Origin of the sequence: Bacillus sp. BS3(2021) (assembly GCF_021043345.1) — a bacterium.
Lineage (GTDB): Bacteria > Bacillota > Bacilli > Bacillales > Bacillaceae > Bacillus > Bacillus paralicheniformis.
On record NZ_JAJNDM010000001.1, the window covers coordinates 580,387 to 598,981 of the forward strand.

At 44.2% G+C, this 18,595-nt stretch carries 15 protein-coding genes and 1 pseudogene; 14 read left to right on the forward strand and 2 right to left on the reverse strand.

Annotation, left to right across the window (positions count from 1 at the left end; all coding sequences use genetic code 11):
• Positions 1 to 99 precede the first annotated feature (99 nt).
• Positions 100 to 927 (forward strand): ABC transporter permease, encoded by an 828-nt coding sequence (locus LQ247_RS02800; protein ID WP_144497840.1) that lies wholly within the window; start codon positions 100 to 102, stop codon positions 925 to 927.
• Positions 928 to 947: 20 nt separating this feature from the next.
• A pseudogene (gene tagH, locus LQ247_RS02805) lies at positions 948 to 1,853 on the forward strand (teichoic acids export ABC transporter ATP-binding subunit TagH); the annotation flags it as partial.
• Between the two features lie 73 nt (positions 1,854 to 1,926).
• On the opposite strand, the gene galU reads toward tagH, so the two are convergent.
• On the reverse strand, positions 1,927 to 2,805 hold the full coding sequence (gene galU / locus LQ247_RS02810; protein WP_075751504.1) for a UTP--glucose-1-phosphate uridylyltransferase GalU: 879 nt from the start codon (positions 2,803 to 2,805) through the stop codon (positions 1,927 to 1,929).
• A 369-nt stretch (positions 2,806 to 3,174) separates the two neighbouring features.
• On the opposite strand from galU, the gene wecB reads away from it, so the two are divergent.
• The gene (gene wecB, locus LQ247_RS02815) at positions 3,175 to 4,314 is read left to right on the forward strand and encodes a non-hydrolyzing UDP-N-acetylglucosamine 2-epimerase (protein ID WP_144497838.1); all 1,140 of its coding nucleotides are present in this window, start codon (positions 3,175 to 3,177) and stop codon (positions 4,312 to 4,314) included.
• Positions 4,315 to 4,344: 30 nt separating this feature from the next.
• Here the strand turns inward: wecB and tagU are convergent, their stop codons facing one another.
• Positions 4,345 to 5,265, reverse strand: coding sequence for a polyisoprenyl-teichoic acid--peptidoglycan teichoic acid transferase TagU (gene tagU, locus LQ247_RS02820; RefSeq protein ID WP_035337801.1), 921 nt, complete (start codon positions 5,263 to 5,265; stop codon positions 4,345 to 4,347).
• Positions 5,266 to 5,462: 197 nt separating this feature from the next.
• On the opposite strand from tagU, the gene LQ247_RS02825 reads away from it, so the two are divergent.
• The 11 genes from LQ247_RS02825 to tuaG all read left to right on the forward strand — a co-directional run bounded on the left by LQ247_RS02825 (position 5,463) and on the right by tuaG (position 18,580).
• The gene (locus LQ247_RS02825; RefSeq protein ID WP_101561400.1) at positions 5,463 to 5,783 is read left to right on the forward strand and encodes a hypothetical protein; all 321 of its coding nucleotides are present in this window, start codon (positions 5,463 to 5,465) and stop codon (positions 5,781 to 5,783) included.
• Positions 5,784 to 5,812: 29 nt separating this feature from the next.
• Entirely contained in the window at positions 5,813 to 7,957 is a 2,145-nt protein-coding gene (locus LQ247_RS02830) for a SpoIID/LytB domain-containing protein (protein WP_231005539.1), read from the forward strand.
• Between the two features lie 84 nt (positions 7,958 to 8,041).
• Entirely contained in the window at positions 8,042 to 9,529 is a 1,488-nt protein-coding gene (locus LQ247_RS02835; RefSeq protein ID WP_144497835.1) for an N-acetylmuramoyl-L-alanine amidase, read from the forward strand.
• Positions 9,530 to 9,758: 229 nt separating this feature from the next.
• On the forward strand, positions 9,759 to 10,418 hold the full coding sequence (locus tag LQ247_RS02840; protein WP_105979651.1) for a sugar transferase: 660 nt from the start codon (positions 9,759 to 9,761) through the stop codon (positions 10,416 to 10,418).
• 23 nt (positions 10,419 to 10,441) lie between these two features.
• Entirely contained in the window at positions 10,442 to 11,881 is a 1,440-nt protein-coding gene (gene tuaB, locus LQ247_RS02845; RefSeq protein ID WP_231005541.1) for a teichuronic acid biosynthesis protein TuaB, read from the forward strand.
• Positions 11,882 to 11,903: 22 nt separating this feature from the next.
• The gene (gene tuaC / locus LQ247_RS02850; RefSeq protein WP_231005543.1) at positions 11,904 to 13,082 is read left to right on the forward strand and encodes a teichuronic acid biosynthesis protein TuaC; all 1,179 of its coding nucleotides are present in this window, start codon (positions 11,904 to 11,906) and stop codon (positions 13,080 to 13,082) included.
• A 188-nt stretch (positions 13,083 to 13,270) separates the two neighbouring features.
• Entirely contained in the window at positions 13,271 to 14,611 is a 1,341-nt protein-coding gene (gene tuaD, locus LQ247_RS02855) for a UDP-glucose 6-dehydrogenase TuaD (RefSeq protein ID WP_276810777.1), read from the forward strand.
• A 17-nt stretch (positions 14,612 to 14,628) separates the two neighbouring features.
• The gene (locus LQ247_RS02860; protein WP_101561403.1) at positions 14,629 to 15,558 is read left to right on the forward strand and encodes an NAD-dependent epimerase/dehydratase family protein; all 930 of its coding nucleotides are present in this window, start codon (positions 14,629 to 14,631) and stop codon (positions 15,556 to 15,558) included.
• A 63-nt stretch (positions 15,559 to 15,621) separates the two neighbouring features.
• Positions 15,622 to 17,076 carry a teichuronic acid biosynthesis protein TuaE gene (gene tuaE / locus LQ247_RS02865; RefSeq protein WP_020453127.1) on the forward strand — a complete coding sequence of 485 codons (1,455 nt, stop codon included), beginning with the start codon at positions 15,622 to 15,624 and terminating at the stop codon, positions 17,074 to 17,076.
• Between the two features lie 41 nt (positions 17,077 to 17,117).
• The gene (tuaF, locus tag LQ247_RS02870; RefSeq protein ID WP_231005545.1) at positions 17,118 to 17,792 is read left to right on the forward strand and encodes a teichuronic acid biosynthesis protein TuaF; all 675 of its coding nucleotides are present in this window, start codon (positions 17,118 to 17,120) and stop codon (positions 17,790 to 17,792) included.
• Positions 17,793 to 17,821: 29 nt separating this feature from the next.
• On the forward strand, positions 17,822 to 18,580 hold the full coding sequence (tuaG, locus tag LQ247_RS02875; RefSeq protein ID WP_186439810.1) for a teichuronic acid biosynthesis protein TuaG: 759 nt from the start codon (positions 17,822 to 17,824) through the stop codon (positions 18,578 to 18,580).
• Positions 18,581 to 18,595: the final 15 nt, after the last annotated feature.

Here is an 18,595-nt window from a genome sequence, read left to right on the forward strand (position 1 = left end):
GAAAGTGAAAAAAAACTGATCATCTGTTACAATAAAGAGCAGTGCTTTTAATTAGGGTTCTTTTACAGCCCAAATCTTAATCCCCTAAGGAAGATTAGAATGAATGCATTAGTGAAAATACTGAAAGAACAAGTAACATCGTTTCCTTTAACCTTGCGTTTGGCGGTTTACGAAACAAAATCAAAATATCAAATGAATTACTTGGGCGTGTTATGGCAGTTTTTGAATCCGCTCATTCAGATGCTGGCTTATTGGTTTGTATTTGGGATCGGAATCAGAAAGAGCAGTGAGATGGTTACAGGTGTCGGAGAAGTGCCTTTCATCATCTGGATGCTTGCCGGCTTGATTCCTTGGTTTTTTATCAGTCCGACAATCCTTGATGGTTCAAACAGTGTATATAAGCGAATCAACATGGTGGCCAAAATGAATTTTCCAATCAGCTCTCTTCCTTCAGTGGCGATTGCGGCTAACCTGTTCAGCTATTTTGTGATGATGGCGATTTATGTCATTGTGCTGCTTGCGTTTGGCATTTATCCAAATCTTCAATGGCTTGAATATATTTATTATTTGTTTTGCATGATTGTTTTTATGTTCGCATTCAGTTTGTTTAATTCAACGATCAGTGTGCTGGTCAGGGATTATCAGTTCCTGTTGCAATCTGTAACAAGGCTGTTGTTTTTCCTGCTGCCGATTTTTTGGGATATTTCCACGCAGCTGGGGGACAAGCACCCGGCATTGTTGAACGTGATTAAGCTGAATCCGCTTTTTTATATTATCGACGGATTCAGAAACAGTTTTCTCGGCGGAAGCTGGTTTTTCGAAGATGCAACTTACATGCTGTATTTCTGGGCTTTCACATTATTGCTCTTGACTGTAGGAGCTGTCTTGCATATGAAATTCAGGGACAGGTTTGTTGACTTTCTTTAATACGTAAGGAGATTTTAATGATGAAACTAAAAGTTTCGTTTCGAAATGTTTCAAAACAGTATCAGCTTTATGAAAAACAATCGGATAAAATTAAAGGGCTGTTTTTTCCGATTAAGGATAAAGGTTTTTTTGCTGTGCGGAATGTCTCCTTTGACGTGTATGAAGGGGAGACGATCGGATTTGTAGGGATTAACGGATCGGGGAAATCGACGATGTCCAACCTGCTGGCAAAAATCATTCCGCCGACAAGCGGTGAAATTGAAATGAACGGGCAGCCGTCCCTGATTGCGATTTCCGCAGGATTAAACAACGCGCTGACGGGCAGAGACAACATTCGTCTCAAATGCTTAATGATGGGTCTCACAAATAAAGAAATTGATGAGATGTATGACAGCATCGTTGAATTCGCAGAAATCGGCGAGTTTATCAATCAGCCGGTCAAAAGTTACTCCAGCGGGATGAAATCCCGGCTCGGCTTTGCGATCTCAGTGCATATCGATCCTGATATTTTAATTATTGACGAAGCATTGTCAGTAGGGGACCAAACCTTCTACGATAAATGTGTTGACAGAATTACCGAGTTTAAAAATCAAGGAAAGACCATTTTCTTCGTCAGCCATTCCATCGGTCAAATTGAGAAAATTTGCGATCGAGTCGCCTGGATCGATAATGGCGAGCTGCGCATGTTTGATGACACAAAGATGGTCGTAAAGGAATATAAAGAATTTATAAGCTGGTTTAAAAAGCTTTCCAAAAAAGAGAAAGACAAATATAAAAAAGAACAATTAGCCAGCCGCAAACAGGTCTTGTCTGAAGAAGATCTTGCTCATCGTGAAAAAGACAAGAAAAAACAAAAATCTTTGGCAAATATCATTCCGATTGCGGGTTTGTCCATCCTGGCCGTATTGGCCGCCGGAGCGATGTTTGTTTAAAAGAAAAGGCTTGTCTTGCAGATGATATTATAAAAAGCTATTGGATATCCATCCAATAGCTTTTTTATTAAACTTCTTCTTTTGCCAGAAGGTCCTGCATAAATGGAATCAGTGAATCCTTCAGTTCGCTGTCCTGCATGGCAAATTCGAGAGTTGTCTGGATAAAACCGAGTTTTTCTCCGACGTCATAGCGTTTGCCTTCAAAATCATAAGCGAATACGCGCTGGATTTCGTTTAACTTCTGAATCGCATCTGTCAGCTGGATCTCTCCACCCGCGCCGATTTGCTGTTTATCTAAGTACATGAAAATTTCAGGAGTAAAGACATATCGTCCCAAAATCGCAAGGTTAGACGGTGCTGTTCCCGGTTTTGGTTTTTCAACGAAGTTTTTGACCTGGTATAGGCGTCCTTCGTTTGTTAGTGGATCAATAATTCCGTAGCGGTGCGTTTGGTCTTCAGGCACTTGCTGAACGCCGATAACGGATGAGAGAGTTTTTTCGTACTCGTCCATCAGTTGGCGAAGGCCTGGTTTTTCCGCTTGGACAATATCGTCTCCAAGGAGCACTGCGAACGGCTCGTCCCCAATAAAGTTGCGGGCGCACCAAACGGCATGTCCGAGTCCTTTCGGTTCTTTTTGGCGAATATAGTGGATGTCAGCGAGATTTGACGCTTTCTTTACTTTTTCAAGCAGTTCAGTTTTTCCTTTTTCTTCCAGGTTTCGTTCGAGCTCCGGCGAGAAATCGAAATGATCTTCTATCGCTCGTTTGCTTTTACCGGTAACGATGATAATGTCTTCAATGCCGGCTTCAACGGCTTCTTCAATAATATATTGAATGGTTGGCTTATCTACGATTGGAAGCATTTCTTTAGGCATCGCTTTCGTTGCAGGGAGGAAACGTGTTCCAAGACCTGCTGCGGGAATAATCGCTTTACGAACTTTCTTCAACTCAATACACCTTCCTTAAACTATGTTTTCTACTCAGCGAGAAAAAATACGCTTTAGCAAGCGGAGAGTATGCTGAATATATGTATGGTATACCCCGAAAAATTACAATTACAAACTCATCATATAAGAAAAACAATTCTTAAACAAGTGTAAACAGGTATAAAGCGTAAAGATGTTATATAATGAAGGGAAATCTCATTCTTCAACAGGATGGTTTGCGGTTTGATCAATGGATGTTTTATGATGAGAATATCGTCCGTAAGCAATTCTCGATGGGGGCGATTTATTCCAACGAGGAACATGGGCAAAATTATAATAATAGACGATTCTTAAAAAAAGCTGTTCATACAGAAAACAGGTGATAGAAAAATGAAGAAACTAAAAGTCATGACAGTATTCGGCACGCGCCCTGAAGCCATTAAGATGGCGCCGCTTGTGCTTGAATTAAGAAAACACCCCGAAATTGAGTCTTATGTGACGGTTACAGCACAGCACAGGCAAATGCTTGACCAGGTGCTTGAAGCTTTTAATATAAAGCCTGATTTTGATTTGAATATCATGAAAGAAAGGCAAACGCTGGCTGAAATTACGTCTAATGCACTTGTGAAACTGGACGAGCTGTTTCAGTCCATCAAACCGGACATTGTGCTTGTTCACGGTGATACGACAACGACATTTGCGGGAAGTCTTGCCGCTTATTATCACCAGATTTCCGTCGGCCATGTAGAGGCGGGACTCAGGACCGGAAACAAATACTCGCCGTTTCCCGAAGAGCTGAACAGGCAGCTGACGGGATCGATTGCCGATCTTCATTTTGCGCCGACAGAGCAGGCCGAAAAGAATCTGCTCCGTGAAAATAAAGACCAGGAAACGATTTACGTCACTGGAAATACGGCAATCGATGCGCTTCACACAACAGTGAGGGACGGCTATTCACATCCCGTTCTTGAAAAAATAGGAAATGACAAGATGATTTTGCTTACTGCCCACCGACGTGAAAATTTAGGTGAGCCGATGGAAAATATGTTTAAAGCAATCAGGCGGATCGTCGAAGAATTTGACGACGTACAGGTTGTTTATCCCGTTCATCTCAATCCCGCTGTTCGTGAAGCGGCTGCAAAGCATTTTGGTGATTTGGAGAAGGTCCATCTGATAGAGCCGCTCGAAGTCATTGATTTTCACAACTTTGCGGCTGAAGCTCATTTCATCCTCACTGACTCGGGCGGGGTGCAGGAAGAAGCGCCGTCGCTCGGAAAGCCGGTCCTCGTGCTTCGAGATACGACGGAACGGCCCGAAGGCGTTCAGGCCGGGACGCTTAAGCTGGCAGGCACGGATCAAGATAAGATCTATCAGCTGACTAAACAGCTGTTGACCGATCAAGATGAATATCGCAAAATGTCACGGGCTTCAAACCCATACGGGGACGGACAGGCTTCGCGGCGAATTGCAGAGGCGCTGCTTTATCGGTACGGATATCGAAGCGCGCGGCCTGACGTGTTTAAAGACTAATAAAAAAGCTTCCTTTTCAGGAAGCTTTTTTTATTTATTAAGGCTTTCTTTCAGTTCGGCTGTAATGTCGGAAAGGGAACTTTCGTCAGCTTTGTAATAATAGATTCCGTTGATTTTTGTGCCGTCGCCTTTAAGCTCATGCTGGATGACTTTTGAGCGGGCTTCTTTATAGCCGGATTGAATATCCCACATATCGTCAAACGTGAGATTCGTTTTAACGTTGTTTTCGATCACTTTGAACATATCTCCGAATTTCGTGATAGACGATATATTGGCGCCTTTATTAATGATTCCTTCGATGACTTGACGCTGCCTGTTCTGGCGTCCGAAGTCGCCGTTCGGGTCTTCTTTCCTCATTCTCGTATAAGCGAGCGCTTCTTTTCCGTTCAGCGTAATCTCGCCTTTGCCGAATGAATATCCGTCATAGTTGAAAGCAAACGTACTGTTCACGGTAATGCCGCCAAGCGTATCTACGACATCCCTGAAGCTTTCCATATTGACTTTGATAAAGTAGTCGACAGGAACATCGAGGAAGTTCTCAACCGTGTCTACCGTCATCTGAACACCACCGAATGCGTATGAATGGTTGATTTTATCCAACTTGCCTTTGCCGATAATTTCAGTATACGTATCCCGCGGGATGCTGACCATTTCAGTCGTTTTCGTTTTCGGGTTCACCGTCATATAGATGAGGGAGTCTGCGCGCCCCTTATCACCGTCCCGTTCATCGACACCCATGAGAAGCACGGAAAACGGGTCATGGTTATCAATGTCAACAGCTGAATCGCGTTTTTTTGATTTGTTAATATTTTCATGAATGTTCGCTACAGTAGATGCCGCTTTATGCCATAAGTAATAGGCGTAACTGCCTGTGCTGAGAACAAAAATACCAATCAAAGCGATAATTGTATAAAGAATTTTTTTCTTTTTCTTCCTCTTTTCAGCTCTCATATAGCCCTCACCTTTTAATGTTCTACTTTGATTATAAGTTTCTTAAAATTCAAAAACAACAAAAAGTTATATGTGTCCTTTTGGATAGACGAAACTCTTAGAAAAATGTTTCAAAAAAACCAATCAATCTGCAAAATTTTTCGCTATAATTAAAGAATCTGTTGGAATTTGTCGATAAAAAGGGAGAGGTGAAGAAGATGAAAAAACTCATAGTTCTAACATTATCAATGCTGCTTTTGTTGTCTGCCTGCGGCACTTCGGGCCAATCGGAGGACAAGTCAAGCACAAACAATAAAAATGCGGCATCTGAAGAAACCGTCACTAAAGAAGGCTCATTCGTGGGGTTGGCTGACAGCCACACAATTGCGGTGAACATCGATGGCAAAGAAACAACGCTTCAAGTCGATGAAGATCTTCAGGATAAAGTCAATTCCATTGAAGAAGGCAAAAAAGTAGAAGTCCAATATATAAAAGGCGAAAATAGCGTTTTGGAGCTGAAAAGCATCGAAACAAAATAAAGAGCTGAATCAAGGGGGGTTATAACGTTTTGAAAAAAATGAAGCTTCTGCTTCTGTCGTCAGTAACTGCTGCAGCTCTGATGTTTACACAATCTGCCCAGGCTGCCGACAAAACAATCTCGGTAAAATTAAGCAATTATTTGGGCAATAAATCAAGCGTTGATGTCGGCATTACCGGCGCATACGAAATTCCGGGCTCGGGAATTTCCGCGACAGAGCGGTACGGCGGGGCGACCCGCTTCGATGTGGCAAACAATGTTGCATCAGCCGGATGGACGAACCCGAGCACTGTCGTAATTGTCAATCGGGACGCTTTTGCGGATGCGCTTTCTGCATCTCCGCTTGCAAAGAAGTACGATGCGCCGATTCTATTAACTGATGCGGGCACGCTGACGGCGAAAACCGAAACTCAAATTGCCAAGATGAAGCCTGATAACATCTTAATTATCGGGGGAACGGCGAGCGTTTCCAAAAATGTTGAAAACACGCTGAAAAAGTATGGGGCCATTGACCGCATCGGCGGCGCCAACCGCTATGATGTGTCCAAAAACATCGCGAGCCGGATGGGATCCTACAGCCAGGCGATTGTTGCCACAGGTCTAGTCTTCTCCGACGCTCTGTCGATCGCGCCTTATGCGGCAATGAACGGTTATCCGATACTGCTTTCAGGGAATAATACGATCCGAAGCGATTACAATATTCCGAGCAAGGTTACGATCGTCGGCGGTCCGTTGAGTGTCAGCACAGGCGTTGAAAACACATTAAAGAAAAAAGCGTCTGTTACCCGTATCGGCGGAGCGAACAGATACGAAGTGTCGGCGAATATTGTCAACACGCTTAACATGAACGCATCAAAGGTTTTCATGTCTAACGGAACGACTTTTGCGGATGCATTGGCCGGTTCCGTTCTTGCAGCCAAACAAAAGCATCCTTTGCTGCTTGTCCAATCGGGCAGCCTGCCGACTCCTGTAGCAGATGTAGTCGCGAAAAAAGGAACCCAGTCTTTTGCTTTGCTTGGGGGGACCACTTCAGTCACGGATTCATTGAAAAATAGTCTGGCAGACATGCTTACCGGAGATGGATACTCTGTTAATCTATCAAGCGGAAAGCTTGTACTCTACAAAAATAATAAAGCTGTCAAAACGCTTGGAACGACATTTACGGCATCACCTAAAAAATACTCGACATCAAATTCCATTAGCATCAACGGAAGGCCTTATTTAGGCAATATGAAGTTTACGATTGAATCAAGCAAATATGTTCGGCCGATAAACGAAAACATTCCGTTCGAAGATTATTTAAAAGGTGTTGTGCCGCACGAAATGCCGGCAAGCTGGCAGACGGAAGCGTTAAAAGCCCAAGCTGTGGCAGCGAGAACATATTCGGTCGGTTCCGCAGGAAAAGTAGTGGCCGATACGCAAGCGTTTCAGGTTTACGGCGGATACGACTGGAATTCGAAGACATCCAGCGTTGTAAATACAACAAAAGGACAAGTTTTAAAATATAACGGCAACTTGATTTCGGCTGTTTACTCATCGAGCAACGGGGGATATACGGAAGCAAGCGCAGAGGTATGGGGTGGCAATGTTCCATATTTAATCGCCAAAGCGGATACATACGACCCGAAAAACAGCTGGTCGATATCCTTGAATAAAACGCAGATCAATACCAGCGGCTTAAACCTTAAGAGCCCTGGCACATGGTGGAATACGACAAATGAAACGAACTCCGCCTATTTGTCTGGGCTGAAAAGCTGGTTTATTACCAATAAATATCCTAGTGCAGAATCTATTAAGATCACGAAAATCTCGAGCCTGACCTTGAGCAGCGCGAAAACTGCCGGTCAGCGGCCGAAAACAGCAGAGGTGAAGTTTTCTTACTTTGTCAAAGAAAAATCAAACGGCTATGTTCTGTCAAACGGAAATCTCTCAGAAAAAACAGCGACGATTTCCGTGACGACGACTCAATTAAGATCGATGCTGGGCGGCATGAATATGAAGAGCACGTATGCTTCTGTATCCAACAATACGAACGCTTTTACTCTCAGCGGTAAAGGATTCGGCCATGGCATCGGCATGAGTCAGTACGGAGCAAATGCCAGAGCTGCTGCCGGGCACGATTACAAGAAAATCTTAAGTTTCTATTATCCAAATACGACTCTATCAAGCTATTAATAGAGTTAGAACAGGAGGCAGCAGTGCCTCCTCTGTTCATGTTCAGGGGAAAACATAACATTTACATTTTTGGAGGTTATTTTTTTGAGGGTCTTTCTTAAAGCTGTACCTATGTTGTTGTTAGGGTTCTTTTTGTTTGTACCTAATGTATTTGCAGCCAACTCTGTCACAAGATTAGACGGTGCAAACCGTTATGAGGTTGCGGTGAATGTTTCCAAGCAGGGATGGTCAAGTGCAAGCACAGTCATTGTTGCAAATGGAAAGGCATATGCCGACGTCCTTTCAGCGACTCCATTTGCTTACCGAAACAACGCGCCTGTCCTATTAACGGAAGCGTCCAAATTGCCAACGGCCACTAAAAACCGAATCAGTCAGTTAAAACCTAGCAAAGTGATTGTAATCGGCGGAACCGTCAGCGTTCAAAACGGCGTCGTAAGCGAGATTAAAAAGCTTGGTGTGTCATCTGTCGAACGCATCGGTGGGGCAAATCGCTACGAGGTTGCGGCAAATATTGCGAATAAGCTGCCGAGCAATTCAAAAGCTGTCATCGCCAACGGAACGGCGTATGCTGACAGCCTTGCGATCGGCGCATATGCCGCGAGAAACGGCATCCCGATCCTTTTAACATCGTCCAATTCCATCCCGACAGCGACAAAAAATGCAATGAAGAGCAAAGGAACAACATCGACCATTGTCGTAGGCGGTGAAGTCAGCATCTCCAGCACCGTATATAAACAGCTTGCTTCTCCGACGCGAATCGGCGGCAGCAACCGCTATGAAGTCGCGGCCAATGTCGTCAAGAAATACTATTCTTCTGCCAAGAGTGCAATCATCAGCAATGGCTATGCGTATGCCGACGGATTAACAGGATCTGTTCTGGCGGCTAAGCAAAACCGTCCGATGATGTTCACGAATGCATCATCTTTGCCGACACCGACAAGAGAAGTGATCGGTTCCAAAAACATGACGACGTTTACCGTGCTTGGCGGAACGGTTTCTCTTCAATCCAATGTCGTATCACAGCTGAAGAATCCGATCGTCGGCAAAAAAATCTTCATTGATGCAGGGCACGGTGGTACAGACAGCGGTGCTGTCGGCAACGGTTTATATGAGAAAAGCGTGAACCTTGATGTCGCAAAATTAATTAATACGAAACTATCAAACGGCGGGGCGCTGCCAGTTATGGCGAGAACGAACGACACTTACCTGACGCTCTCACAGCGTGTATCAAAAGCGCAGTCAAATCATGCAGATTTGTTTGTCAGCATCCATGCAAACTCGGCAACACCTGCTGCTTCCGGAACAGAAACCTACTATTATACAACGTATGAATCGGCCAACAGCAAAAGGCTGGCAACCGGGATTCAAAACCGTCTCTATGTTGCATTGAATACGTCAAACCGCGGTGTGAAAATCGGCAACTTCCATGTCATCAGGGAATCAAAAATGCCAAGCTGCCTTGTTGAACTTGCGTTTATCAGCAATGTAAGTGATGCGACAAAACTCAAAAGCTCGACTTACAAAGAAAAAGGCGCTAAAGCGATTTACGACGGAATTGTTGCTTACTATTAAAATATAAAGAAATTCGTTTTTCGGAAAAATTGCCTATGCTGCCTTTGTTTTGTCTTTATAATATAGTATGATATTTTTGGTGAATTTAAAGACAAAACGGAGGCGGTGCATTTTTAACATAAAATCAATGAATTTACTAATTTTAATAACTCCTTTACATTGTGTTTACGTTCGTATGCTACACTGACGAATAGATCAAACAGTAACATACTAATCGAGGTGTATGCTAGTGAGTATCGACAAAAGTTTAAGAATGTACAATGAATATTCAAGCCAGCAAACTTATTCCTGTGCTCTATCAAAAAAAGCAGTACGTTATTTATATATGAAGCGGATAATGGATATCGTCCTTTCCTTGATTGGGCTCGCTCTTACACTGCCGTTTATTCTGCTGTTTTGTATATTAATCTGTATCGAAACACCGGGTTCTCCGTTATACCGGCAGGAACGCGTCGGAAAAGACGGAAAGCATTTTAAGGTGATCAAGCTGCGTTCTATGAGAATTGACGCAGAAAAATCCGGTGCGAAATGGGCGCAGAAGGATGATCCGCGCATCACTGCAGTCGGGTCTTTTATAAGAAGAACAAGAATCGATGAACTTCCGCAGCTGATCAATGTTCTGACCGGAGATATGAGCCTTGTGGGACCAAGGCCTGAAAGACCGATGTTTACCGCTCAGTTTCACCATGAAATTCCGGGATTTAAAAACCGCTTAATTGTTAAGCCTGGGTTAACGGGACTTGCACAGGTAAACGGAGGCTATGATATCGGTCCGAGAGAAAAATTGGTGCACGATCTGTATTACATTCGGAATTTAACGTTTCTTCTCGATTTGAAGGTTATGCTGAAAACGATTAAAGTAGTATTAACCGGCGAAGGAGCCAGATAATACGAGGAAGTTAGGAATATGCTATGTCTACCATTACGAAACAAATATTAAGCGGTGCAAAATGGACAAGTGTTTCAACTTTGATCGTCACGGTCATTCAAATTATACAGTTTGCACTGCTCGGCAATATCATGACAATTGCCGAATTCGGTTTGGTCGGAATGCTGACCACCGTAACGATTTTTACACAAATTGTACTCGATATGGGATTCGGGGCCGCTTTAATTCAAAAGGAGAACATCAGTGAACGCCAATTATCGACCTTATATTGGCTGAATATCCTAACGGGCATCCTTTTGTTTATCGGCCTCTTTTTCCTGAGTCCGTTCATCGCAGACTTTTATCAGCGGGACGAACTGGTTTTTCTTGTGCGGATTTTGGCCGTCATGTTTTTGATCGCCCCGGTCGGCCAGCAGTATCAATATATGCTGCAAAAAGATCTGAAGTTTAATGTGCTGAGCAAAATAGAAGCGGGTGTCACCGTTTTGTCATTTGTGCTCCTGCTCGTTTTGGTTTTTCTGATGAATCCGATTGTGGCCTATGCATTGTCACAAGTTTTTCTTAATTCGGTTAAAGGCATCATGTTTTTTGCTGTATATTTAAAAAAATGGCGTCCTTCTCTCGTCTTTGCGTTGGGGGAAGTGAAAGAATTTTTCTCGTTCGGCGCGTTTCAGCTCGCTTCAAGGCTTGTAAACAGGCTTGGCGCCAATATCGACATGATTTTGATCGGACGGTTTCTCGGTGCGGAAGCATTGGGAATCTATAACCTGGCGTATCAAATTATTACGATTCCCGTATTAAAAATCAATCCGATCGTGACACGGGTAGCGTTTCCCGTCTTCTCAAAGAATCAAGGGAACAATCAAACGCTGCGCGAAGGCTTTTTAAATATGACAAAGCTTCTCTCGCTGATTTCATTCCCGCTTCTGATCGGACTGATGACTGTTTCAGATTTATTTATTGAAGTCGTCTTCGGAGAAAAATGGCTGCAGGCCGTACCGGTTCTGAATATCCTCGCGATTGTCGGGCTGCTCAGGGTTTTGATGAATCCGAACGGATCGGTTTTGCTGGCGAAGGGGAGAGCAGACCTGGCATTTTATTGGGACAGCGGGATCATGCTCCTTTACGGGCTGTCTCTTTATGCGGCGGTATTAACGAAGGATTTGACGATCACCGCCTGGACCTATGCAGCGATCAGCTTGATCAATTTCTTTATCGGCAGATGGCTGCTCAAATATGTCATCCAGCTGAAGATGGGCGAATATTTCAGAACCGTTGGAAAACCGCTGGCCTTGACACTGCTCATGGCATTGCTGGCTCTTGTCTTGAGCGTCGGCAGCAGACATCTGCTTCACGGCGCCATGCTTCAGCTGGCAGTTTCCGTCGGAATCAGCGGAATTTTTTACGGTTTTCTGGTCAGTAAATTTTATCGGCGGGCTATGAAGATCCAATTAGGAAGATGACAGCAGAAAGGGCGTTTCATCATTGAAGGTTCTTTGGATTACCAGTGTTTATCCAAGCAGTCAAAAACCGGGAGAAGGCGTTTTTCATGAAACACAGGTTCAGGCGCTGCAGATGCAGGGCGTTGATGTGGCGGTCATATGTCCATCACCTGTGAACCCTGCTCCCCTCAGGCTGCTGAAAAAAAAATACCGTCAAGCACGAACAGTCCCGGAATATGAAGAAAGAAAAGGCATCCCGGTCTACAGACCGCCGTATACGGCTCTGCCTGGACAGCTAAAATGGGCTCAGCCGCATCGCCGGATTGCAAAGTCCGTATTGAGGACGATCGAGAAGCACGGGCTTGCGCCGGATCTTATCCATGCCCATTTCGCGATGCCATCCGGGGGTGCCGCTGCCGTTGTTTCACAGAGGCTGAAAGTTCCTTATGTTCTGACTTTGCACGGAAGCGATGTCAATATTTATCCCCAATACAGCAAAGGTGCATTTCGAGCATTTGAAACAGCTGTGCATTCCGCGGCAAAAGTTCTGGCTGTCAGCGATGAGCTGAAAGCCAAAACAAAAGAAATGACCGGTGCTGAATGCTCGGTTCTTCCTATCGGCGTCAACCTGGACCGGTTTCAAAAACCCTCCGCTTCAACATTTGAATTGAGGGAGAAATTCGGCCTGCCGAAAGACAAAAAATTGCTGACGTTCGTCGGCCGCTTGGTGAAAGGAAAAGGAGTAGCCGAGCTGGCGGAAGCGGTCAAGCAGCTTGATGACAGCTACAGAGCTGTGTTTATCGGCGACGGACCGGAGAAGCAGCACATTCGTCAAACCGCCGGTGAAAAAGCGATATTGACGGGGCAGGTCGCAAACCATGAGATATCAGAATATCTGGCTGCATCAGATCTGTTTGTGCTTCCTTCGTATTCTGAGGGGATGCCGACTGTCGTCATTGAAGCGCTCGCCCTCAAGGTTCCGGTGCTTTGTACGGCGGTCGGAGGGGTTCCGTCTTTATTCGGGAAACACGAACATCTGCTGATCAAGCCGCGCTCGGCTTCCAGCATAACAGAAGCTGTCAAAGGTTATTTGGAAGGTGCGGATTGGCAAGAAGACATCGCTGAAGAGCTGTATCAAACGGTACACGATGATTATGACGCCTTTGAAAATGCCGGCAAGTTACTGGATGTGTATGGGGATGTTGCTGAGAACAAAAATTAAGTTGGGATCTGTCGGTTAATATGCTTATGAGTGTTGAATATAATACTGTTTAAACCCATTTATTTGCGTCTAAGCTAATAAAAATAAGAATTGGGAAAACGGAAAACCCAGATTTTTTCAATAGAAAGAGATAAAGATCATTACCTAAATCAAGCTATTGGATTTGAAGGGTCAGCTGAAAGAAGGGAATGATAATGTTGAAAAGAATCGCTGTCATTGGAACGGGATATGTCGGGCTGGTGTCTGGAACTTGTTTTGCCGAAGTGGGAAACTCGGTTGTCTGCTGCGATATTGATGCAGAAAAAATAAGAGGACTCTCAGCAGGAGTGATGCCGATTTATGAAAACGGCCTAAAAGAACTTGTGGATAAAAACGTAAACGAACATCGCTTATTTTTCTCTACCGATATTCCCAAGGCGATTGAAGAAGCAGAGATTATTTATATTGCAGTCGGAACACCGATGTCGGAAACAGGGGAAGCAGACCTGACATTTGTCAAATCTGTTGCCGAAATGATCGGGAAGCATCTGAACGGCTATAAAGTCGTCGTCAACAAAAGCACTGTCCCTGTTGGAACAGGAAAGCTCGTACAAGCCATTATAGAACGCAATTCAAAAGGGGAATTCCCTTTCGACGTCGTTTCGAATCCGGAGTTCCTTCGTGAAGGAACAGCTATTTACGATACGATGAATATGGAAAGAGCCGTCATCGGTGCGACAAGTGAAAAGGCTGCTGCGATTATTGAAGAGCTCCATAAGCCTTTTCAAACGAAAATCGTCAAGTCTAACCTTGAAAGTGCAGAAATGATTAAATACGCTGCAAATGCATTTTTGGCTACAAAGATCTCGTTCATTAATGATATCGCGAATATTTGTGAAAGGGTCGGAGCTGATGTATCAAAGGTGTCTGAAGGTGTCGGACTGGACAGCAGAATCGGCAATAAATTTCTGAAAGCCGGAATCGGCTTTGGCGGCTCTTGCTTCCCTAAAGATACAATGGCTTTATTGCACATCGCGAAGTCAGTCGGCTATCCTTTTAAAATGATTGAAGCCGTTATTGAGACGAATCAAAAGCAGCGCGCCCACATTGTGCAAAAGCTCCTTGATGTGTTTGGTGACTTAAACGGTATGACCATTTCGATTCTTGGGCTGGCGTTCAAGCCGAATACAAACGATATGCGCTCGGCGCCGTCTCTGGATGTCATTCCGATGCTGAGAAGTCTTGGTGCTAAAGTCAAAGCGTTTGATCCGATAGCTGTACCCGAAGCAGAAAAGCTTCTCGGGGATCAAGCCGTTTACAGCGAAGATCTGTACGAGACGATTCAAGATACGGACGCTTGCGTCATATTGACGGAGTGGCCGGAAGTACAGAACATGGATATTACCAAACTTAAGGCAACCTTGAAAAACCCCGTCTTGATCGATGGACGTAATATATTTGAGATTGAACAAATGAGAAACGAAGGTATGATCTATCATTCAATCGGCCGGCCGGAAGTACAGGGAGAAGGAATCCTGACCAACGTATAAACAACGGGGGGATAACAATGGAAAAAGTACTAGTGACAGGCGGATGCGGATTTATAGGCTCGCATATCGCTGAACAGCTTCTGAAAGAAAATTACCGGGTTTCAATTCTTGACAATTTAACTACGGGACACCGCTCCAACATTGAAGGTCTCGCGGTTGACTTTTATGAGCAGGATATAACAAAGCCGGAAGTCATCGACGTCATCAAAAGCATTGATCCCGATTATATTATTCATTTAGCTGCACAAGTAAGCGTGGCGGAGTCTGTCAGCGATTTTTTAAATGATGAAAACATCAATATCAAGGGATCGCTCCATATCATTAAGGCAGCGGGTGAATGCAGCGTGAAAAAGATTGTCTTTGCATCATCAGCAGCTGTTTATGGAGATCCTGAATATCTGCCTGTCGACACTCGTCATAAAACAAATCCAGGCTCACCCTACGGGCTGACGAAGCTTACGGTGGAGAACTACTTAAAGCTGGCCTATGATCTGTATGGAACCGAGTATTGCATTTTGCGGTACAGCAATGTATACGGGCCGCGCCAGGACGCAAAAGGAGAGGGCGGCGTCGTATCGATTTTCTCCGATTTGCTGACAAGCGGCAAGGCTCCGGTGATTTTTGGAGACGGAGAACAATCGCGCGATTTTATTTATGTCGGTGATGTGGCTTCCGCCAATATCAAGGCGCTCAAAGCTCAATCAAACGTTTGTTTAAACGTTTCGAACGGCTTTTCGATCACAGTCAATGAGCTGTTTGCAGAGATGAAAAAAGCGACGAACTCGGCGCTGTCTCCGATTTATCAAGATGAAAGACCGGGGGATATCCGCCACAGCACACTGTGTAATGAAGAAACAAAGAAAATTTTAAACTGGGAACCAAAAATGCCGCTCGCTGAAGGACTGGAAAAGACCATTTCATATTATAAAAAAGAAATGAATATGTAAATCACTGGCTGCTGGCTGATGTCGGCAGCCCTTTTCCAGAAAGAAGCGGAAGGAGGGGGAAAAATGAGTCTCAAACGTTCCGCGGTCAATGTTTTGGTTTGGCTCGCCGCATTGACCGCAGGGTTAGCATTCGTTGTATTGGCCCAGTCCAATGCAAAAAAAGTCTTGTTAGCATGTCTGATTTTGATTGCGCTGACTTTGATCATTGTGCTCCGGAAGTATTTGTCGTCCGAGCAATTGCTGATGCCCGTATTATATCTGCTTATCGCTGCAACATTTGCCAACAATGCTTTTTTTACGATTAAATTGGGCTTTTTCAGCCTGTTTCCATATCGAATTCTTCTGATTCTGGCAGGGTTCTTATTCATAGCGGAAATGTTGAAAGGCAGCCAGCACCTTGAAAAGTGGAAGCAGGTGCATGTTAAAGGCATTCTGATGTTTTTCACGTTTTGGTTCTGCTATGGAATGATTTCGCTGCTTTGGGTCAAGTCTGCTACTGAGGGCGTAAAATATCTGTTCCTATTGGCAATGGGAATGTTTTTTGTTTTTCTGATTGTTATGTTTTTTCAAAAAATGGATCGAATTCTCGCGTTTTATTACATATGGTTGGTCATGACCGTATTTTTAATGGTCATCGGGTTTTACAACCACTTTACATTAAACCACCTGCCGAGCTCGACTCTTTATAACGGGCCGCACTATAAACAGCACTATCCGACATCCGTCTTTTTCAATCAGAATGACTTTGCGACATTTCTATCCATCAGCTTTTTCTTTTATTTATCTTTTTTCAAAAACATTAAAAACAGCTATTTAAAAATAGCGGGGCTGCTCCTTGCGTTCTGTTCGGCCTACTTGATTTTCCTGACAGGATCAAGAGCCAGCATCCTGGGAATTATAGCCGGACTTGCCGTTTATGCGTTTATTTTGCTGCCGAAGGTGCTTAAAAAATGGGCGCTCATCGCCGCAGCTGCAGGATGTATCGCTTTTGTCACACTGTTTGCAGGAAAGATCACCGGAGCTTTTTATACATACTTTTTGGCTCCGCAAACTACACACGATTTCAGCGAGCCGCTGCCATCCAATGTCGCCAGGGCAAACTTGTTGAAAAACGCCGGGCATTATGTGCTGGATACTTACGGATTTGGCGTCGGCGCCGGCAATGTACCTTATTATTTGGAACATCACGCATTGTTCGATACAGACCGGGTCGTGGAGGTTCATAACTGGCTCGTAGAGATCATGACGAATTTTGGAGTTGTGATGATGCTTGGTTATTTAACGATGTACATTTATTTAATAACCGTGCTTTACCGATATTATAAAAGATCGCTTGGAAAGCGGTACAAGCTTCTCATTGAAGGTTTGACAGCCGCGCTCGTCGCCTTCCTTGTATCAAGCATCAGTCCGAGTTCCGTCTCGAATCTATATTTCCATTGGGTGTTTCTCGCCCTTGTGATTGCGACGGTTAATACCTTTAGAGTCAGCGGAACGGATGAAACCGAACAGTATAGGTGATTTTTGAAAATCGAATTTAAAAACAGGGAGAAATTCATGTGATGAATTTAATCAAACGTATTGCTGGTAGAGTGAAAAAGTTTATTGTGGCGATTATTGCGCTTCCTCTTATTCTTGGTCTTGTCGGCTATTTTATGCCGAAGGGGAACGTTGCTCCGTCCGATTACACGGCTACTGTAACGATATCAACCGGGAACTATGGAGAAGCGAAGTACAACAATGCAAAGCAGGTGCCGCTGCTGTTGAAAAACGAAGCCTTTTTAAAGGACATTTTCCCGGATATGCCGGAAGAGGATCTGGCGCAGTTGAAAGACGATCTGGCGATTGAAATCAGAACGGATTCACTTTTTAACTTAAGTTATACAGGGCCTGACAAACAGAAAACATTGGATACTTTAGGAAAAGTTAAAGATGCCTATATGAAAGGCGATAAGGCGCTGTTTTCAAAAAGGGAAGAAGTCATCGAAAAGAATATAAAGGCGCTTGAAGGCGAAACAGTCAGCGCTGATTCCAAAGTTGATAAACAGCGGTTTTTGTATGAACTTGAAACAAGCAAGCTTGATATGAAGGCTGCTGAAGAAATTGAGCCCTTGATCGTGCTGGATAACCAGGCTGCCGGCATGTCGCCTAAAAAAAGAGCGGTATTAGGCGTACTGATCGGTTTAGCGCTGTCGTTTTTTATCATTGTCGTTCCGGAAGTATTCAGAGAACGTTAAATTTTTAATTGGGGATGTGGATCAGGACCATGACGAGGCAAAAACCTTTAATCTCTGTCATTACGCCTTCCTATAACGCGGAGGAATTTATCGAAAAAACCATTCAGTCCGTCTTAAATCAGACGTTTTCCGACTGGGAAATGATCATTGCCGATGATTGCTCAACAGATGGGACAAGAGACATTTTGAAGCGCTATGAAGAAGATGATGAACGGATCCATGCCATTTTTCTGAAAGAAAATCAAGGCGCTGCAGCGGCTCGAAATGCAGCGCTCAGCAAAGCCGAAGGGCGCTATGTCGCCTTTTTGGACAGCGATGATGTGTGGAAAGCAGAAAAGCTGGATAAGCAGCTTGCCTTTATGAGGAAGCATCAGCACGCTTTCACATTTACGGCATACGAGCTGATCAGCCAAGACGGCGAACCGCTTCATAAAACCATTCATGCACCCGTCAGCCTTACATATGATGATGTATTAAAAAATACGATTATCGGCTGTTTGACGGTAATGATTGACAGAGAGCAAACGGGTGATATCCGGATGCCGAATATCAGAACCCGTCAGGATTTGGCGACATGGCTGTCCGTATTAAAGCGAGGATTCAAGGCATTCGGCCTGCACGAACCCCTCGCCGAATACCGCATCGTTGAAACATCGATCTCCAGAAACAAGTGGAAGGCGGCGCGAAAAACCTGGTATGTGTACAGGGAAATCGAACGCCTTCACTTGATGAAAGCGACATGGTGCTTTTTCCATTACGCTAAGAACGCAGTCATGAAAAGATTATAACGGCATTGACAGAAA

Excerpts from the sequence above, each read along its gene's own strand:
- LQ247_RS02800 (WP_144497840.1), top strand. The coding sequence starts at position 100 with ATGAATGCATTAGTGAAAATACTGAAAGAACAAGTAACATCGTTTCCT.
- wecB (WP_144497838.1), top strand. The coding sequence starts at position 3,175 with ATGAAGAAACTAAAAGTCATGACAGTATTCGGCACGCGCCCTGAAGCC.
- tagU (WP_035337801.1), bottom strand. The coding sequence starts at position 5,265 with ATGAGAGCTGAAAAGAGGAAGAAAAAGAAAAAAATTCTTTATACAATT.
- LQ247_RS02825 (WP_101561400.1), top strand. The coding sequence starts at position 5,463 with ATGAAAAAACTCATAGTTCTAACATTATCAATGCTGCTTTTGTTGTCT.
- tuaB (WP_231005541.1), top strand. The coding sequence starts at position 10,442 with ATGTCTACCATTACGAAACAAATATTAAGCGGTGCAAAATGGACAAGT.
- tuaD (WP_276810777.1), top strand. The coding sequence starts at position 13,271 with ATGATAATGTTGAAAAGAATCGCTGTCATTGGAACGGGATATGTCGGG.
- LQ247_RS02860 (WP_101561403.1), top strand. The coding sequence starts at position 14,629 with ATGGAAAAAGTACTAGTGACAGGCGGATGCGGATTTATAGGCTCGCAT.
- tuaE (WP_020453127.1), top strand. The coding sequence starts at position 15,622 with ATGAGTCTCAAACGTTCCGCGGTCAATGTTTTGGTTTGGCTCGCCGCA.
- tuaF (WP_231005545.1), top strand. The coding sequence starts at position 17,118 with ATGAATTTAATCAAACGTATTGCTGGTAGAGTGAAAAAGTTTATTGTG.
- tuaG (WP_186439810.1), top strand. The coding sequence starts at position 17,822 with ATGACGAGGCAAAAACCTTTAATCTCTGTCATTACGCCTTCCTATAAC.